Annotated in this window: 11 protein-coding genes; 8 read left to right on the top strand and 3 right to left on the bottom strand. The window is 70.3% G+C overall.

The features are described from left to right. Positions 1-76: 76 nt before the first annotated feature. A complete protein-coding gene (locus tag ACZ3H8_RS30725; protein ID WP_467407443.1) occupies positions 77-1,498 on the top strand; it encodes a sugar porter family MFS transporter in 1,422 nt (473 codons plus the stop codon). Between the two features lie 92 nt (positions 1,499-1,590). Here the strand turns inward: ACZ3H8_RS30725 and ACZ3H8_RS30720 are convergent, their stop codons facing one another. Further along, complete coding sequence (locus ACZ3H8_RS30720; protein WP_467407442.1) at positions 1,591-2,562, bottom strand: LLM class flavin-dependent oxidoreductase; 972 nt, start codon at positions 2,560-2,562, stop codon at positions 1,591-1,593. A 59-nt stretch (positions 2,563-2,621) separates the two neighbouring features. Continuing rightward, positions 2,622-4,079 (bottom strand): cytosine permease, encoded by a 1,458-nt coding sequence (locus ACZ3H8_RS30715; RefSeq protein ID WP_467407441.1) that lies wholly within the window; start codon positions 4,077-4,079, stop codon positions 2,622-2,624. 157 nt (positions 4,080-4,236) lie between these two features. Between ACZ3H8_RS30715 and ftsY the strand changes: the two genes are divergently transcribed. Then, complete coding sequence (gene ftsY / locus ACZ3H8_RS30710) at positions 4,237-5,460, top strand: signal recognition particle-docking protein FtsY (RefSeq protein WP_467407439.1); 1,224 nt, start codon at positions 4,237-4,239, stop codon at positions 5,458-5,460. A 364-nt stretch (positions 5,461-5,824) separates the two neighbouring features. Here the strand turns inward: ftsY and ACZ3H8_RS30705 are convergent, their stop codons facing one another. After that, a complete protein-coding gene (locus tag ACZ3H8_RS30705) occupies positions 5,825-6,472 on the bottom strand; it encodes a bifunctional DNA primase/polymerase (protein WP_467407438.1) in 648 nt (215 codons plus the stop codon). Positions 6,473-6,901: 429 nt separating this feature from the next. Between ACZ3H8_RS30705 and nsdA the strand changes: the two genes are divergently transcribed. The 6 genes from nsdA (at position 6,902) to ftsH (ending at position 16,592) form a co-directional block, all read left to right on the top strand. Next, entirely contained in the window at positions 6,902-8,377 is a 1,476-nt protein-coding gene (gene nsdA / locus ACZ3H8_RS30700) for a transcriptional repressor NsdA (RefSeq protein ID WP_467407437.1), read from the top strand. A gap of 306 nt (positions 8,378-8,683) precedes the next feature. Further along, positions 8,684-10,042 (top strand): ammonium transporter, encoded by a 1,359-nt coding sequence (locus ACZ3H8_RS30695; protein ID WP_467407435.1) that lies wholly within the window; start codon positions 8,684-8,686, stop codon positions 10,040-10,042. Next, positions 10,039-10,377 carry a P-II family nitrogen regulator gene (locus ACZ3H8_RS30690; protein WP_398984721.1) on the top strand — a complete coding sequence of 113 codons (339 nt, stop codon included), beginning with the start codon at positions 10,039-10,041 and terminating at the stop codon, positions 10,375-10,377. The genes ACZ3H8_RS30695 and ACZ3H8_RS30690 overlap by 4 nt, the downstream gene beginning before the upstream one ends. A 26-nt stretch (positions 10,378-10,403) precedes the next feature. Further along, entirely contained in the window at positions 10,404-12,857 is a 2,454-nt protein-coding gene (locus tag ACZ3H8_RS30685) for a [protein-PII] uridylyltransferase (protein WP_467407434.1), read from the top strand. Positions 12,858-12,954: 97 nt separating this feature from the next. Next, positions 12,955-14,505, top strand: coding sequence for a signal recognition particle protein (ffh, locus tag ACZ3H8_RS30680; RefSeq protein ID WP_467407432.1), 1,551 nt, complete (start codon positions 12,955-12,957; stop codon positions 14,503-14,505). A 188-nt stretch (positions 14,506-14,693) separates the two neighbouring features. Next, positions 14,694-16,592 carry an ATP-dependent zinc metalloprotease FtsH gene (gene ftsH / locus ACZ3H8_RS30675; protein ID WP_467407431.1) on the top strand — a complete coding sequence of 633 codons (1,899 nt, stop codon included), beginning with the start codon at positions 14,694-14,696 and terminating at the stop codon, positions 16,590-16,592. Positions 16,593-16,681 lie beyond the last annotated feature (89 nt).

Genomic DNA, 16,681 nt, shown 5'->3' with positions numbered 1-16,681 from the left:
CGTGAAGTTGTGCGCCACTTGAAGGGCTCGCCCCGCCCACGCCCGGCGACGCTGCCGGACGGCCCCAGGAGTACACGTGACCAGCACCTCGCAGCCGCCACCGGCATCGGGAGCCCGTGAAGCCCACCCTGAGCATCTCGCCCACGTCATCTTCATCACGGCCTCCGCCGCGATGGGCGGCTTCCTCTTCGGGTACGACAGCTCCGTGATCAACGGTGCCGTCGAGGCCATCCGGGACCGCTACGACATCGGCTCGGGAACGCTCGCCCAGGTCATCGCCATCGCCCTGATCGGCTGCGCCATCGGCGCCGCCACCGCCGGCCGGATCGCCGACCGCATCGGCCGCATCCGCTGTATGCAGATCGCCGCCGTGCTCTTCACCGTCAGCGCGGTGGGCTCCGCTCTCCCCTTCGCCCTCTACGACCTCGCCTTCTGGCGCGTCATCGGCGGCTTCGCCATCGGCATGGCCTCGGTCATCGGCCCGGCCTACATCGCCGAGGTGTCCCCGGCCGCCTACCGAGGCCGGCTCGCCTCCTTCCAGCAGGCCGCGATCGTCATCGGCATCGCCGTCTCCCAGCTGGTCAACTACGGCATCCTGCAGCTCGCCGACGGTGAGCAGCGCGGCGAGATCGGCGGGATCGAGGCCTGGCAGTGGATGCTCGGCGTCATGGTCGTCCCCGCGATGCTGTACGGCCTGCTCTCCTTCGCGATCCCCGAGTCGCCCCGCTACCTGATCTCCGTCGGAAAGGTCGACAAGGCGAAGGAGGTCCTCGGCGAGGTCGAGGGCCACAAAATCGACCTGGACGCCCGTGTCGCCGAGATCGACCTCGCGATGCGCCGCGAGCACAAGTCGAGCTTCAAGGACCTGCTGGGCAGCCGCTTCAGCTTCCTGCCCATCGTCTGGGTCGGCATCGGACTCTCCCTCTTCCAGCAGTTCGTCGGCATCAACGTCGTCTTCTACTACTCCGCGGCGCTGTGGCAGTCGGTCGGCATCGACCCGGCCAGCTCGTTCTTCTACTCGTTCACCACGTCGATCATCAACATCATCGGCACCGTGATCGCGATGGTCCTGGTCGACCGGGTCGGCCGACGTCCGCTCGCCCTCGTCGGCTCGACCGGTATGGCGATCGCTCTCGCCTTCGAGGCCTGGGCCTTCTCCGCGGACCTCGTCGACGGCAAGCTGCCCAGCACCCAGGGCGCCGTCGCCCTGATCGCCGCGCATGTCTTCGTGCTCTTCTTCGCCCTCTCGTGGGGCGTCGTGGTCTGGGTCTTCCTGGGCGAGATGTTCCCGAACCGGATCCGTGCAGCGGCGCTCGGCGTCGCCGCGTCCGCGCAGTGGATCGCCAACTGGGCCATCACCGCGAGCTTCCCGAGCCTGGCGGACTGGAACCTCTCCGGCACGTACGTCATCTACACAGCCTTCGCCGCGCTCTCGATCCCCTTCGTACTTCTGTTCGTCAAGGAGACCAAGGGCAAGGCGTTGGAGGAGATGGGCTAATCCCCGCTGCCCCTCTCCTCGCCACGGAACTGCCCCGGCTCAGCGTCTCCCAGAGGCGCTTGAGCCGGGGCAGTACGTGTGCCCGGGCAGGCTCAGCCGGCGAGCCGGGGGAGCACGCTCTCGGCGAAGAGCTGAAGGCTGCGCCAGCCCTCGTCCACCGGCATGCCGCCGCACAGCGGATGCAGCACCAGACTGTCCCCGCCGAGCGCCACGCACTCGTTCGGCGTGACGATCCGGTACACGCCCTCGTCGCGCAGCTCCTCGACCGTCGTCGCCTTCGAGCGCACCGCGGAGCGGATGTCCTTCGACTGCCAGGAGGCGTACATCCGCGCCTCGTGCAGGAAGTGTCCGCCATACTCGGCCCACGCGCGGTCCGGGTCCTCCGCGAGATGCAGGAGCGGCGTCTTCTCCGCCGGCATCATCGTCCAGCCCTCGGTCCCGTACCGCTCACGCTGCTCGTGGTAGTACGCCTCCAGTTCCGGCAGATGAGCGCTCGGGAAGAACGGCAGCCCGAGCCGGGCCGCGCGCCGGGCCGCCGCTCGCGAGGAGCCGCCCACCAGCAGCATCGGATGCGGCTGGGTGTACGGACGCGGGGTCACCCGGACAGTCCGGCCGCGGTATGTGAACGGCTCACCGGTCCACGCCGTCAGCAGTGTCTCGAGCAGCTCGTCCTGGAGCTTGCCGCGCCGGGTCCACTCCACCCCCAACTGCTCGTACTCCTCTGGCCGGTAGCCGATGCCCGCGACCGTGACCAGACGGCCCTTGCCGATCAGGTCGAGTACGGCGATGTCCTCGGCCAGCCGCAGCGGATCGTAGAGCGGACCGATGATCGCGGAGACGGTGACCGCGATCCGGCGCGTGGAGCCGAGGACCGCGCCGGCGAAGACGAAGGGGGACGGCAGCCAGCTGTTCTCGGCGCCGTGGTGCTCCTCGGTCTGGATCGTGTCGAGGCCGCGGTCGTCGGCGTACGCGGCCATCTCCAGGGCGGCGCGGTAGCGAACCGCGAGGGTCTCGGGCGTCGCGCCGGGATCGACGAGATTGAAACGGGCCACTGTGAAGGCCACGGGAACGTCCCCCTCCGCCGGTATGAACGTGGCGAAGGGGGACGGTAGCTGACGCAGCGTCAGATTGACAGGGTCGCGGACTCGGGTTCTGCGACGGGGGTGGCCGGGATCGGCTCGGGCGCCGCGGACCGGGTGCGCGGCAGCACCGCGTACAGCGCCGCCGAGACGACGATCGTGGCCGCCCAGCCCAGGCCGTGCTTCCCGATCCAGGTCGGGGCGAGCGGACCGGCGAACCAGTCGACCTTGGTGAAGAGCAGACCGACCAGCAGCGCGAGCGCCCACGCCGTCATCGCCTGCCAGGCGAAGCCGCCGCGGTACCAGTAGGCGCTGGTGCGCGTGGTGTCCATCAGCGCCTCACCGTCGTACGTACGCCGGCGCAGCATGTCCACACCGAAGACGCCGATCCACGCCGAGAAAGCCACCGCGAGCAGCGTCAGGAAGGAGATGAACGAGCCGATGAAGCTGGTCGCCACCACCATCAGCAGGAAGCCGAAGACCAGGCTGATGACGGCGTTCACGCTGACCGCCCAGGCACGCGGGACCTTGATGCCCAGGGTCTGCGCGGTGAAGCCCGCCGAGTACATCGACATCGAGTTGATCAGCAGCATGCCCACCAGCGCGATGAGGAGATACGGAACGGCGATCCACATCGGCAGAATCTGGCCGATGAACGCGACCGGGTCGGTGGCGCTCGCCAGATCCGGTGTCGAGACCGCCATCACCGCGCCCATCAGCACCATCGGCAGTACGACGATCCCGGCTCCGCCGACCGTCGAGCCGACCATCGCCCTGCCGGAGGCGGCGCGCGGGAGGTAGCGGGTGAAGTCCGGGCCCGAGGGGACCCAGCTGATGCCGCCCGCCGCGATAGTGCCGATACCCGCGACCATCATCGCCGTCGACCCGGCCGGCTTGCCGAAGACCGCGGACCAGTCGGTGTTCGCGACCAGATGGACCAGCACCAGCACGCTGAACGCGCCGAAGAGATATGTCGACCACTTGCTGCACACGCGCAGCGCGTTGATGCCGAGTCCGGAGACCAGGAACGTGCAGGCGACGAAGACCAGCAGCGTGACCACGATCAGTGCGGTGTTGCTCTTCACGCCGAAGAGCAGATCCAGCACGGTCAGCACGGCGTACGCGCCGGTAACCGCGTTGATCGTCTCCCAGCCCCAGCGTGCGACCCAGATGAGCGAGCCGGGGAAGAGATTTCCGCGCTGGCCGAAGACCGCGCGGGACAGGGCCATGCCGGGGGAGCCGCCGCGCTTGCCGGCGATGGAGATCAGGCCCACGATTCCGTACGAGACGAGGGGTGCCGCGACCCCGACGACCAGCACCTGCCAGAAGTTCAGACCATTGAAAACGATCAGGCCCGCGCCCATGGTGAGCAACAACACGCTGATGTTGGCTGCGACCCAGGTGGGGAAGAGTTCACGTACGTGGCCGGTGCGCTCGCCGTCGGGGACGGGTTCGAGGCCACGAGTCTCTATCGCGCCTTCGGATTCGGAGGCGTGGGGCATGGAAGTGCTCCGTACAGAGGTGGGCGTGCTGGCCGGCAGAAGGCCTGAACAACCAGCATCGCCCGTACCCCCCAAAAGGTCCAAATGGAGTCGGATGCCTTGTGGGATCCTCCGGGGCTGCTGAGGGTGAGCGGTCGTGGCCGATACTGGGTGGGTTATGGAAATCCTCATCCTTGCTGTAGTCATCGCCCTGGTCGCGGTCGGCGCGATCAGCGGGCTCGTGGTCAGCAGCCGCAAGAAGAAGCAGCTGCCGCCCTCGGCGCCGTCGAGCACGCCGACCATCACTGCCCCGCCCGCCGAGCCTCAGGTCGGTGAGGACGCGGCGCCGACGGTCGAAGAGCCACGCCGCACGATCGAGGAGGTCGACCTCCCCGACGCCGCCGCGGCCGTCGAGACCCCGGCCGCCGTCGAGGATCCGGTCGTCGCGGCGCCGCCGCTCCCCGAGATCGAGATCCCCGAGCCGACCGCCGGCCGTCTGGTCCGGCTCCGCGCCCGCCTCGCCCGGTCCCAGAACACGCTCGGCAAGGGGCTGCTCACGCTCCTGTCCCGAGACAACCTCGACGAGGAGACCTGGGAGGAGATCGAGGACACCCTGCTCACCGCGGACGTCGGCGTCGCGCCGACCCAGGAGCTGGTCGAGCGGCTGCGCGAGCGCGTAAGGGTGCTCGGTACGCGTACGCCCGACGAACTGCGCGGCCTGCTGCGCGAGGAACTGCTGCATCTGCTCGGCACCGACTTCGACCGCGTGGTGAAGACCGAGAGCGGTCTGGACACCCCTGGCGTCGTCATGGTCGTCGGCGTCAACGGCACCGGAAAGACCACGACGACCGGCAAGCTGGCGCGGGTGCTCGTCGCGGACGGCCGCTCCGTGGTGCTCGGCGCGGCGGACACGTTCCGCGCGGCGGCCGCGGACCAGCTCCAGACCTGGGGCGAGCGGGTCGGCGCGCGCACGGTGCGCGGCCCGGAGGGCGGCGACCCGGCGTCGATCGCGTTCGACGCGGTCAAGGAGGGCATCGCCGAGGGCGCCGACGTCGTACTGATCGACACGGCGGGCCGGCTGCACACCAAGACGGGCCTGATGGACGAGCTCGGCAAGGTCAAGCGCGTCGTCGAGAAGCACGGACCACTGGACGAGATCCTGCTGGTCCTGGACGCCACGACGGGGCAGAACGGTCTGGTGCAGGCACGGGTGTTCGCGGAGGTCGTGGACATCACCGGCATCGTGCTGACGAAGCTGGACGGCACGGCCAAGGGCGGCATCGTGATCGCGGTCCAGCGGGAGCTGGGCGTACCGGTGAAGCTGGTGGGCCTGGGCGAGGGACCGGACGACTTGGCGCCGTTCGAGCCGGAGGCGTTCGTGGACGCGCTGATCGGCGACTAGCTGCCGCTGGGGCGGGCCTGTTCCCCGACCCGCCCCTAACCGTAACTGGGGCTCCGCCCCGGACCCCGCGCCTCAATCGCCGGCGGGGCTGGATTTGCCCGGGCGGGCTTCAAGTTTCCGCCGGAGGGGCTGCAAATGCAGCCCGTTGGGGATCCCCCCGGACGAAGTCTGGGGGAGATTGAGGACAACGCCCGAAGGGTGTACGGGGGCTGGGGGCTTGCCCCCAGTTCGGGAAGGGGCGGGGTGGGGAACAAGCCCGCCGCAGGCGCACCCGCTCGCGGCGCGTCATGGGGCGTACCCAAGAAAATGCCCGGCCACGTCGTGCAGACGAGGCCGGGCACTCCCGTATCGGCCCGACCCAGGGTCACGAACGGTGGCAGACGTACGCCAGCGTGCCCAACAGCAGTCGCGCCTCCGGCGGCGCCGTCGCCGTGTCCAGAGACGGTGGGCGCAGCCAGCTGACCGGGCCCAGGCCCGCGTGGTCGGAGGGCGGGGCCGTGATGTGGGCGCCCGGGCCCAGGCAGTGCAGGTCCAGGTCCGCGTCGTCCCAGCCCATCCGGTAGAGCAGGTCCGGGAGTTCGTCGGCGGCGCCGGGGGCGACGAAGAACTGGCAGCGGCCGTCCGGCGTGGCCGTCACCGGGCCGATCGGCAGCCCCATCCGCTCCAGGCGCACCAGCGCACGGCGGCCGGCCGGGGCGGCAATGTCGAGGATGTCGAAGGTGCGGCCGACCGGCAGCAGCAGCGACGCGCCCGGCAGCTCCGACAACGCCTTGGTGACCTCGTCCAGCGTCGCGCCCGCGGGCACCTCGGGAGCGAAGCCCAGTGGATGGGCCCCCGGGGACGCGCAGTCCGCCGCCCCGCAGGAACATTCGCCGGACGCCGCTCGCGCCCCCGGCGCCACGTCCCAGCCCCACAGCCCTGTGTACTCGGCCACAACTGTGCACTCTGTGGTGCGGCCGCGGCGCCGTGAGCCGGACCGCATCTCCCGGATGCCGCCGATCGTGAAGCCCATGCCCCCTCCAACGGGTCTGAATCGCCGGTGGTTACGACCCGAAGTCTCCTCGTGACACTGAGTCGCAACCGGTAAAGGTCTGGTGGCGCACAGTGGCGCAAGGGGTGGTGCGGACCAGGCTGCGCGCCTGTGCGTGCACCGCTCCGCCACATTCTGATCGTCGTATGTCAAGTGAATCGCGCCCGGCGGCAAGGGAGTTCATTCGAAGGGGTGGCGAATGGTGGCGTTTCTGCAATTGCGCTCGCGAGAGGGGTGATCGTGGGATTACTTTCAGTACACGAACCCTGGAGCTTTGCGCACCCGCGGGTATGCCGGGGGCAACTCGGTTTCCTGTTCGGTAGGGCGCAACCTCCGCACGGACGGTCTCAACTCACGGCATTCTGGTAGGGGTTCGGGGCAACAGAAGCTTCAGCGGATGGGAGCGTTCCAGTGGACGGCAGCGGCGCAAGCGGTACGGAGGCCGGCAAGCGCCCGAACGAGCAGTTGAACTCGTGGTTCGTGCGCAGCGGTTGGTCGAAGGGCGAACTCGCGCGTCAAGTGAACCGCCGGGCGCGCCAGATGGGCGCACACCACATCAGCACCGACACCTCACGCGTACGCCGATGGCTCGACGGCGAGCAGCCGCGCGAGCCGATTCCGCGCATCCTCTCCGAGCTGTTCTCCGAGCGCTTCGGCACCGTCGTCGCCATCGAGGACCTCGGACTGCGCTCGGCGCATCAGTCACCCGCAGTGTCCGGGGTGGATCTCCCCTGGGCGGGCACCCAGACCGTCGCCCTGCTCAGCGAGTTCTCGCGCAGCGACCTGATGCTGGCCCGGCGCGGTTTCCTCGGGACCTCGCTCGCCCTTGCCGCGGGACCCGCACTCGTCGAGCCGATGCAGCGCTGGCTGGTGCCCTCCCCGCCCGGTGAGCCGGGGCAGCAGGTACCTCTCGCAGCGTTGCGCAGGGCATCGCGGCTCTCCAAGCCCGAGCTGGAGCTGCTGGAGTCCACCACCGCGATGTTCCGCCAGTGGGACGCGCAGTGCGGCGGCGGGCTGCGACGCAAGGCCGTCGTCGGCCAACTGCACGAAGTAACCGATCTGCTGCAGGAGCCGCAGCCCCAGGCCACCTCACAGCGGCTGTTCAGGTGCGCAGCCGAGCTCGCCGAGCTGGCCGGCTGGATGAGTTACGACGTCGGACTGCAGCCCACCGCTCAGAAGTACTTCGTACTCGCCCTGCACGCCGCCAAGGAGGCGGGCGACAAGCCCCTCGGCTCGTACATCCTGTCCTCCATGAGCCGCCAGATGATCCACCTCGGGCGGCCCGACGACGCCCTGGAGCTCGTCCATCTCGCGCAGTACGGCAGCCGCGACTGCGCGACCCCGCGCACCCAGGCGATGCTGTATGCGATGGAGGCCCGCGCTTACGCCAACATGGGCCAGCCCAGCAAGTGCAAGCGAGCCGTCCGGATGGCCGAGGACACCTTCGCCGACGCCGGTCTCGACGGCGAGCCCGAGCCCGACTGGATCCGCTTCTTCTCCGAGGCCGAGCTCAATGGGGAGAACGCCCACTCGTACCGCGATCTGGCATATGTGGCGGGCCGCAGCCCCACCTACGCCTCGCTCGCCGAGCCGGTCATGCGGCGCGCCGTCGAGCTTTTCGGCCAGGACGACGAGCACCAGCGGTCGTACGCACTCAATCTGGTCGGCATGGCCACGGTTCATCTGCTCAAGAAAGAGCCCGAGCAGTCCACGGAGCTGGCCGGCCAGGCGCTCAAGATCGCCAAGCGGGTGCGCTCCGAGCGGGTCAACACCCGGTTGCGCAAGACCGTCGACACGGCGGCCCGGGACTTCGGCGACGTGCCCGAGGTCGCCCACTTCACCGACCAGCTGACCTCCCAGCTGCCCGAGACCGCGGAAGCGGTCTGAGCGGGCGGCGTCACCAGGCCCCGGCCGCGGCGCTCACCCCGAACAACCCGACTCGGCTCCCCCGTGCCAGGTCAGGCGGGTAGGCGTCGCGGTCGGCTGGTGATGTGCGCAGAGGATACTCCCGGCCCTCCCGCCGGACCCACCTGTTCATAGCCGCGTAACACGCCGGACCTCTTCGTCACTGCGGCGAAACATGGTGCGGCATTGACGGAAACCGCCTTGCGCCAACTTTAGGGCGCATAACCGGCCCGCCCTTCCGCACAGGCTTCGCCCGCACGCGGCCGCACCGACGACGAGGAGACGCCGATGCCTCAAGGCATCTCGACGCTTGCCGCAGACGCCCCGACACTGTCTGCAGCCAATACCGGCTTCATGCTCATCTGTTCCGCCCTGGTGATGATCATGACGCCGGGCCTTGCCTTCTTCTATGGAGGCATGGTCCGGGTCAAGAGCACCCTCAACATGCTGATGATGAGTTTCATCAGCCTCGGGATCGTCACCATCCTGTGGGTGCTGTACGGCTTCAGCCTCGCCTTCGGCACCGACAAGGGCTCCATCATCGGCTGGAGCGCCGACTACGTCGGGCTCAGCGGCCTCGGCCTCACCCAGCTGTGGGACGGCTACACCATCCCGGTGTACGTCTTCGCCGTCTTCCAGCTGATGTTCGCGATCATCACACCCGCGCTGATCAGCGGTGCGCTCGCCGACCGCGTGAAGTTCACCGCCTGGGCGCTGTTCGTCGCGCTGTGGGTCACCGTCGTCTACTTCCCGGTCGCGCACTGGGTGTGGGGCGCGGGCGGCTGGCTCTTCGAGCTCGGCGTCATCGACTTCGCGGGCGGCACCGCCGTCCACATCAACGCAGGTGCCGCGGCCCTCGGCGTGATCCTCGTCATCGGCAAGCGCGTCGGCTTCAAGAAGGACCCGATGCGGCCGCACAGCCTGCCGCTGGTCATGCTCGGCGCCGGTCTGCTGTGGTTCGGCTGGTTCGGCTTCAACGCCGGCTCGTGGCTGGGCAACGACGACGGTGTCGGCGCGGTGATGTTCGTCAACACCCAGGTCGCCACCGCGGCCGCGATGCTCGCCTGGCTGGCGTACGAGAAGATCCGCCACGGCGCGTTCACCACCCTCGGCGCCGCGTCCGGCGCGGTCGCGGGTCTGGTCGCCATCACCCCGTCCGGCGGCGCCGTGAGCCCGCTCGGCGCGATCGCCGTCGGCGCCATCGCCGGTGTGCTCTGCGCCATGGCCGTCGGCCTGAAGTTCAAGTTCGGTTACGACGACTCGCTCGACGTCGTCGGCGTCCACCTCGTCGGCGGTGTCGTCGGCTCGCTGCTGGTCGGCCTCTTCGCCACCGGCGGCGTCCAGAACGACGTCAAGGGCCTCTTCTACGGCGGCGGCCTCGACCAGCTCGGCAAGCAGGCCATCGGTGTCGGCGCTGTACTGGCCTACTCTCTGGTGGCATCGGCGCTGCTCGCCTTCGTCCTCGACAAGACGATCGGCATGCGGGTCGAGGAGGACGTCGAGGTCTCCGGCATCGACCAGGACGAGCACGCCGAGACGGCGTACGACTTCAGCGGTGCCGGCGGCGGCGCCGGTTCCCGTAAGGCCGTGCCCGCCCCGGGCGACTCCGTGGCAGCCGCGGCTCCGACCAAGAAGGTGGACGCATGAAGCTCATCACCGCCGTCGTGAAGCCGCACCGGCTCGACGAGATCAAGGAGGCCCTGCAGGCCTTCGGAGTCCAGGGGCTCACGGTCACGGAGGCCAGTGGATACGGCCGCCAGCGCGGTCACACCGAGGTCTACCGCGGTGCGGAGTACACCGTCGACCTGGTGCCGAAGATCCGCATAGAGGTACTGGTCGAGGACGACGACGCCGAACAGCTCATCGACGTGGTCGTCAAGGCGGCCCGCACAGGCAAGATCGGTGACGGCAAGGTGTGGAGCGTCCCCGTCGAGGCAGCGGTACGGGTGCGGACCGGCGAACGCGGCCCGGACGCGCTGTAAACGCAGAGCAGAACAGGAGCTGCTGGGTGACGAGCCTGGATGTGACCACCGAAGCGGAAGACTCGGGACCCAGCGGCTATGCGGCGGCCCGGCTGCGCCTTCTCAACGAGAAGGCGCAGTCCGGGCCGCCGCGCCGTGCTGCCCTGGCCAGACTGACCGACGACTGGCTGAACGCGCTGTTCACCACGGCCTGTCTGGAGGCCGGGGTGCGGGGCGCGGCGCTCGTCGCCGTCGGCGGCTACGGGCGCGGCGAACTCTCCCCGCGCAGCGACCTCGATCTGCTCCTGCTGCACGACGGGCGGGCGGACGCGGGTGACATCGCCGCCCTCGCGGACCGGATGTGGTATCCGGTGTGGGATCTGGGGCTCGCACTCGACCACTCCGTACGCACTCCCGGCGAGGCCCGCAAGACCGCGGGCGAAGACCTCAAGGTGCAGCTCGGGCTGCTGGACGCGCGCCATGTCGCGGGCGATCTGGGTCTGCTGACCGGGCTGCGCACCGCTGTGCTGGCCGACTGGCGCAACCAGGCCCCCAAGCGGCTGCCCGAGCTGGACGAGCTCTGCCGCGAACGGGCCGAGCGCCAGGGCGAGTTGCAGTTCCTCCTGGAGCCGGACCTGAAAGAGGCGCGCGGCGGGCTGCGGGACGCCACCGCACTGCGCGCCGTCGCCGCCTCCTGGCTCGCCGACGCGCCTCGCGAAGGGCTCAACGAAGCCCGCCGGGCGCTGATGGACGCCCGGGACGCGCTGCATCTGACCACAGGGCGGGCCACCGACCGGCTCGCCCTGCAGGAGCAGGACCAAGTCGCCGCCGAACTCGGCCTGTTGGACGCCGACGCGCTGCTGCGGCAGGTGTACGAAGCGGCGCGCACCGTCTCGTACGCCACGGACGTCACTTGGCGCGAGGTGAACCGCGTACTCAGGTCACGCGCCGTACGGCCCCGGCTGCGGGCGATGCTGGGCGGCGGCCGCGGCACCCAGCCCGAGCGCAGCCCGCTCGCCGAGGGCGTCGTCGAGCAGGACGGCGAGGTGGTGCTCGCCCGCGCCGCGCGGCCCGAACGTGACCCGGTGCTCCCGCTGCGGGCCGCCGCGGCCGCCGCCCAGTCCGGGCTGCCGATCTCCCTGCACGCGGTACGGCGGCTCGCGGCCACTGCCTGCCCGCTGCCGGTGCCGTGGCCCGCCGAAGCACGCGAGGAGCTCCTCACCCTGCTCGGCGCGGGGGAGTCGACGATCGCGGTCTGGGAGGCGCTCGAAGCCGAGGGCCTGATCACCCAGCTGCTGCCCGACTGGGAGCGCGTACGGTGCCGGCCACAGCGCAACCCCGTACACACCTGGACCGTCGACCGGCATCTCGTCGAGGCGGCGGTCAAGGCATCCGCGCTGACCCGCCGGGTGGGCCGCCCCGATCTGCTGCTGATCGCGGCCCTGCTGCACGACATCGGCAAGGGCTGGCCCGGGGACCACTCGGTGGCGGGCGAGACCATCGCCAAGGACGTCGCCGCCCGGATCGGATTCGACCGCGCCGACGTGGCCGTCATCGCCACGCTCGTACGCCACCACCTGCTGCTCATCGAGACAGCCACCCGGCGCGATCTGGACGACCCGGCCACGGTTGCCTCCGTCGCCGAGGTCGTCGGATCGGCCGGCACGCTCGAGCTGCTGCACGCCCTGACCGAGGCCGACGCGCTCGCCACCGGGCCCGCCGCCTGGTCCTCCTGGCGCGGTTCGCTCGTCGGTGACCTGGTGCAACGGGTCGCCGCGGTCCTCGCGGGCAATGCCCCGGCCGAGCCGGAGCCCGCCGCGCCCAGCGCCGAACAGGAACGCCTCGCCATCGAGGCGCTGCGCACCGGCGAACCGGTGCTCGCGCTGCACGCCCAGACCGAGCCGCCGGCCGGCGACGAACCCGAACCCGTCGGCGTCGAGCTGCTGATCGCGCTGCCCGACCAGCCGGGGGTGCTGCCCGCAGCGGCCGGCGTGCTGGCCCTGCACCGGCTGACCGTCCGGGCCGCCGACCTGCGCTCCATCGACGTGCCCAGCGAACTCGGAGGGTCCGGTGGCGTACTGCTGCTGAGCTGGCGGGTGGCGGCGGAGTACGGCTCACTGCCGCAGGCCGCCAGGCTCCGCGCCGATCTCGTACGGGCCCTGGACGGCTCGCTCGACATCCCGGCGAGGCTCGCCGAGCGGGAGGCCGCCTATCCGCGGCGCCGTGGGGTCCAGGCCCCGCCCCCGCGCGTGACCGTCGCGCCCGCGGGCTCCCGGCTCGCCACCGTGATCGAGGTACGCGCCCACGACGCCCCCGGGCTGCTGCACCGCATCGGCCGCGCGCTGGACGAAGCGGCGCTACGGGTGCGCAGCGCCCACGTCTCCACGCTCGGCGCGAACGCCGTCGACGCCTTCTATGTGACGGGCCCGGAAGGGGCGCCGCTGCCGGCCGAGGAGGCCGCCGAGACGGCCCGTGCGCTGGAGGCGGTGCTGCGCGCCTGACGTGAGACCCCCCACGGGGCAGACCACACCGCGCGCGGCCGGATACCCTGGGGGACACTGTCCGCCTGCTCCCGACACCTGAGGATCCGCGACCACCGTGTTCGACACCCTCTCCGACCGCCTTGCCGCGACATTCAAGAACCTCCGGGGCAAGGGCCGCCTGTCCGAGGCGGACATCGACGCCACGGCGCGCGAGATCCGTATCGCGCTGCTCGAGGCGGATGTCGCGCTGCCCGTCGTCCGGGCCTTCATCAAGCAGGTCAAGGAGCGCGCGAGTGGCGCCGAGGTCTCCCAGGCGCTGAACCCGGCCCAGCAGGTCATCAAGATCGTCAACGAGGAGCTCATCGGCATCCTCGGTGGCGAGACCCGCCGCCTCCGGTTCGCCAAGCAGCCGCCGACCGTGATCATGCTCGCGGGTCTGCAGGGTGCCGGTAAGACGACGCTGGCCGGAAAGCTGGGCCTGTGGCTCAAGGGCCAGGGGCACTCGCCGCTGCTCGTCGCCTGTGACCTCCAGCGCCCCAACGCGGTCACCCAGCTCTCCGTCGTCGCCGAGCGCGCGGGCGTCGCGGTCTACGCGCCGGAGCCGGGCAACGGCGTCGGCGACCCGGTCAAGGTCGCCAAGGGCTCCATCGAGCACGCCAAGTCCAAGCAGTACGACGTGGTCATCGTCGACACCGCCGGCCGCCTCGGCATCGACCAGGAGCTGATGCAGCAGGCCGCGGACATCCGCGACGCCGTCAGCCCCGACGAAGTCCTCTTCATCGTCGACGCGATGATCGGTCAGGACGCGGTCAACACCGCGGAGGCGTTCCGCGACGGCGTCGGCTTCGACGGCGTGGTGCTCTCCAAGCTCGACGGTGACGCCCGCGGTGGCGCGGCGCTCTCCATCGCGCACGTCACCGGCCGCCAGATCATGTTCGCCTCCAACGGCGAGAAGCTGGACGACTTCGACGCGTTCCACCCGGACCGCATGGCGTCCCGCATCCTCGGCATGGGCGACATGCTGTCGCTGATCGAGAAGGCCGAGCAGACCTTCAGCCAGGAAGAGGCCGCCAAAATGGCCTCCAAGCTGGCGAGCAGCAAGGGCAAGGACTTCACGCTCGACGACTTCCTGGCCCAGATGGAGCAGGTCAGGAAGATGGGCTCCATCTCCAAGCTGCTCGGGATGCTGCCCGGCATGGGGCAGATCAAGGACCAGATCAACAACATCGACGAGCGGGACGTGGACCGTACCGCTGCGATCATCAAGTCGATGACGCCCGGCGAGCGTCAGGAGCCGACGATCATCAACGGCTCGCGCCGTGCCCGGATCGCCAAGGGCTCCGGTGTCGAGGTCAGCGCGGTGAAGGGCCTGGTGGAGCGGTTCTTCGAGGCCCGCAAGATGATGTCGAGGATGGCGCAGGGCGGCGGGATGCCGGGTATGCCCGGGATGCCCGGCATGGGTGGCGGCCCCGGCCGCCAGAAGAAGCAGGTCAAGCAGGCCAAGGGCAAGCGCAAGAGCGGCAACCCGATGAAGCGCAAGGCTGAGGAGCAGGCGGCTGCGGCGCGCCGCGAGCAGACGGCGCAGGGCAACGCGTTCGGTCTGCCGACCGGTGAGCCGGGCAAGGACTTCGAACTGCCCGAGGACTTCAAGAAGTTCATGGGCTGACGCGCTGACACGCTGACGCGCTGACATCAGCCCCGAAGGGCCCGCGGCCGGTCCGGCCGCGGGCCCTTTGCGTGCTCGGTCCCGCCGGGTGACGGCGCCCTCGCAGGGCCGGCGGCTTCGGCTGGCGACGCCTGGGGATCTGTGCGGTCATGGGCACAGGCGCCGAGTCACGGCAGAGGAGAGCAGGCGTGGCCAACCCCGTACCTCCACGCGAGCGGACCGACCAGCCGTGGCGCTCCGAGGGCGCGCCTCCGCCGAGGAAGATGCCCGGAGGCTGGGCCGGCCTGATTCTCACCGCGCTCGTCGTCTTTCTGGCCGCCAATCTGCTGCTGTCCTTCTTCGGCGGCGGGGGCGGGCCCGCCATCTCGTACACGGAGTTCAGCAAGCAGGTCAGAAACGGCAACGTCTCGAAGATCTACGCCAGGGGCGACACGATCCAGGGCGAGCTCAAGCGGGAGGCACCCCTTCCTGACGGCAAGGGCGACTACACCAAGTTCACGACCTATCGGCCGGCCTTCGCCGACGACAATCTCTGGGACGAACTGAGCAAGCAGAACGTCACCGTGACGGCCGAGCCGGTCGTCACCACGGGACGCGGCATTCTGGCCAATCTGCTGATCTCGCTCGCGCCGATGCTGTTCCTCGTACTGCTGTGGTTGTACATCGCCCGGCGGACGGGCGCGCCGCTGGGCGGCGGCGTGCTCGGGCGTAGGCCGAAGCCGGTGGAGGCCGAGCCGGGCGAGCGCACCACCTTCGATGACGTGGCCGGCAGCGACGAGGCCAAGGCCGAACTCAATGACATCGTCGAGTTCCTCAAGAACCCGCCGGCGTACCGGAAGATGGGCGCAAGGATGCCCGGCGGCGTACTGCTCTCGGGACCGCCCGGCACCGGGAAGACCCTGCTGGCGCGGGCAGTGGCGGGCGAGGCCGGGGTGCCGTTCTTCTCCGCGTCCGCCTCGGAGTTCATCGAGATGATCGTCGGAGTGGGCGCCGGCCGGGTCCGTGAACTCTTCGCCGAGGCGCGCAAGGTCGCCCCCGCCATCATCTTCATCGACGAGATCGACACGATCGGGCGGGTGCGGGGCGGCGGCGCGGGCGTGGGCGGGCACGACGAGCGTGAGCAGACGCTCAACCAGATCCTCACCGAGATGGACGGCTTCAGCGGCTCGGAGGGAGTGGTCGTACTCGCCGCCACCAACCGCGCCGACATCCTCGACCCCGTGCTGACCAGGCCCGGCCGCTTCGACCGGGTCGTCCAGGTCTCTCCGCCCGACCGCGCCGGCCGGGAGGCCATCCTCAAGATCCACACCCGGCGGGTCCCACTGGCCGAGGACGTCGACCTGGCCCAGATCGCCAGTGCGACGCCGGGGATGACGGGCGCGGATCTCGCCAACCTGGTCAACGAGGCCGCGCTCCTCGCGGTCAAGCGCCAGCAGTCGGCAGTCACCCAGTCCGACCTCTTCGCCGCCCTGGAGAAGGTCCAGCTCGTCGCGGAACGCCCGCTGGTCATGCCGGAGGAGGATCGCAGACGCACCGCCTACCACGAGAGCGGTCACGCGCTGCTCGGCATGCTCCAGCCCGGCGCGGACCCGGTCCGCAAGGTCACCATCGTGCCGCGCGGCCGGGCGCTGGGCGTCACCCTCTCCACCCCCGACGCGGACAGGTACGCGTACACCGAGGCGTATCTCCGCGGCCGCATCGTCGGCGCGCTGGGCGGGATGGCGGCCGAGCACCTGGTCTTCGACGTGATCACGACGGGCTCGGAGAGCGACCTGGAACAGGTCACGCACCTGGCCAGGGGCATGGTCGGCCGCTGGGGCATGAGCGAACGGGTCGGCAGACTGACCGCGATCCCGAACGACGCCCAGCAGGCGTACGGGCTCTGCGCCGCCCCGGCGACGCTGGACACGGTGGAGCACGAGATGCGCCGGATCGTCGACGAGTGCTATGAGAGCGCCTGCCGCCAACTGCGAGACAACCGCGACCGTTTGGACGCGCTGGCGCGGGCGCTGCTGGAGAACGAAACCCTGGAGGAGTCCGCGGCGTACCGCGCGGCGGGCATCTCACGCCCGGACAAGGCGGAGTAGCGCGTCGGCGTGCGGCGCGCCACACGAGGTCCGTTGGCTGCCCCCGGCGATCCCGGGGCCACCCGAGCCCCAGCAGCCCGACGCCGCGA

The sequence above is a fragment of the Streptomyces sp. NPDC002868 genome, from assembly GCF_055563295.1.
The sequence above is the reverse complement of the archived record's forward strand: the minus strand, read 5'-3'. Positions and strand labels throughout refer to the sequence as shown.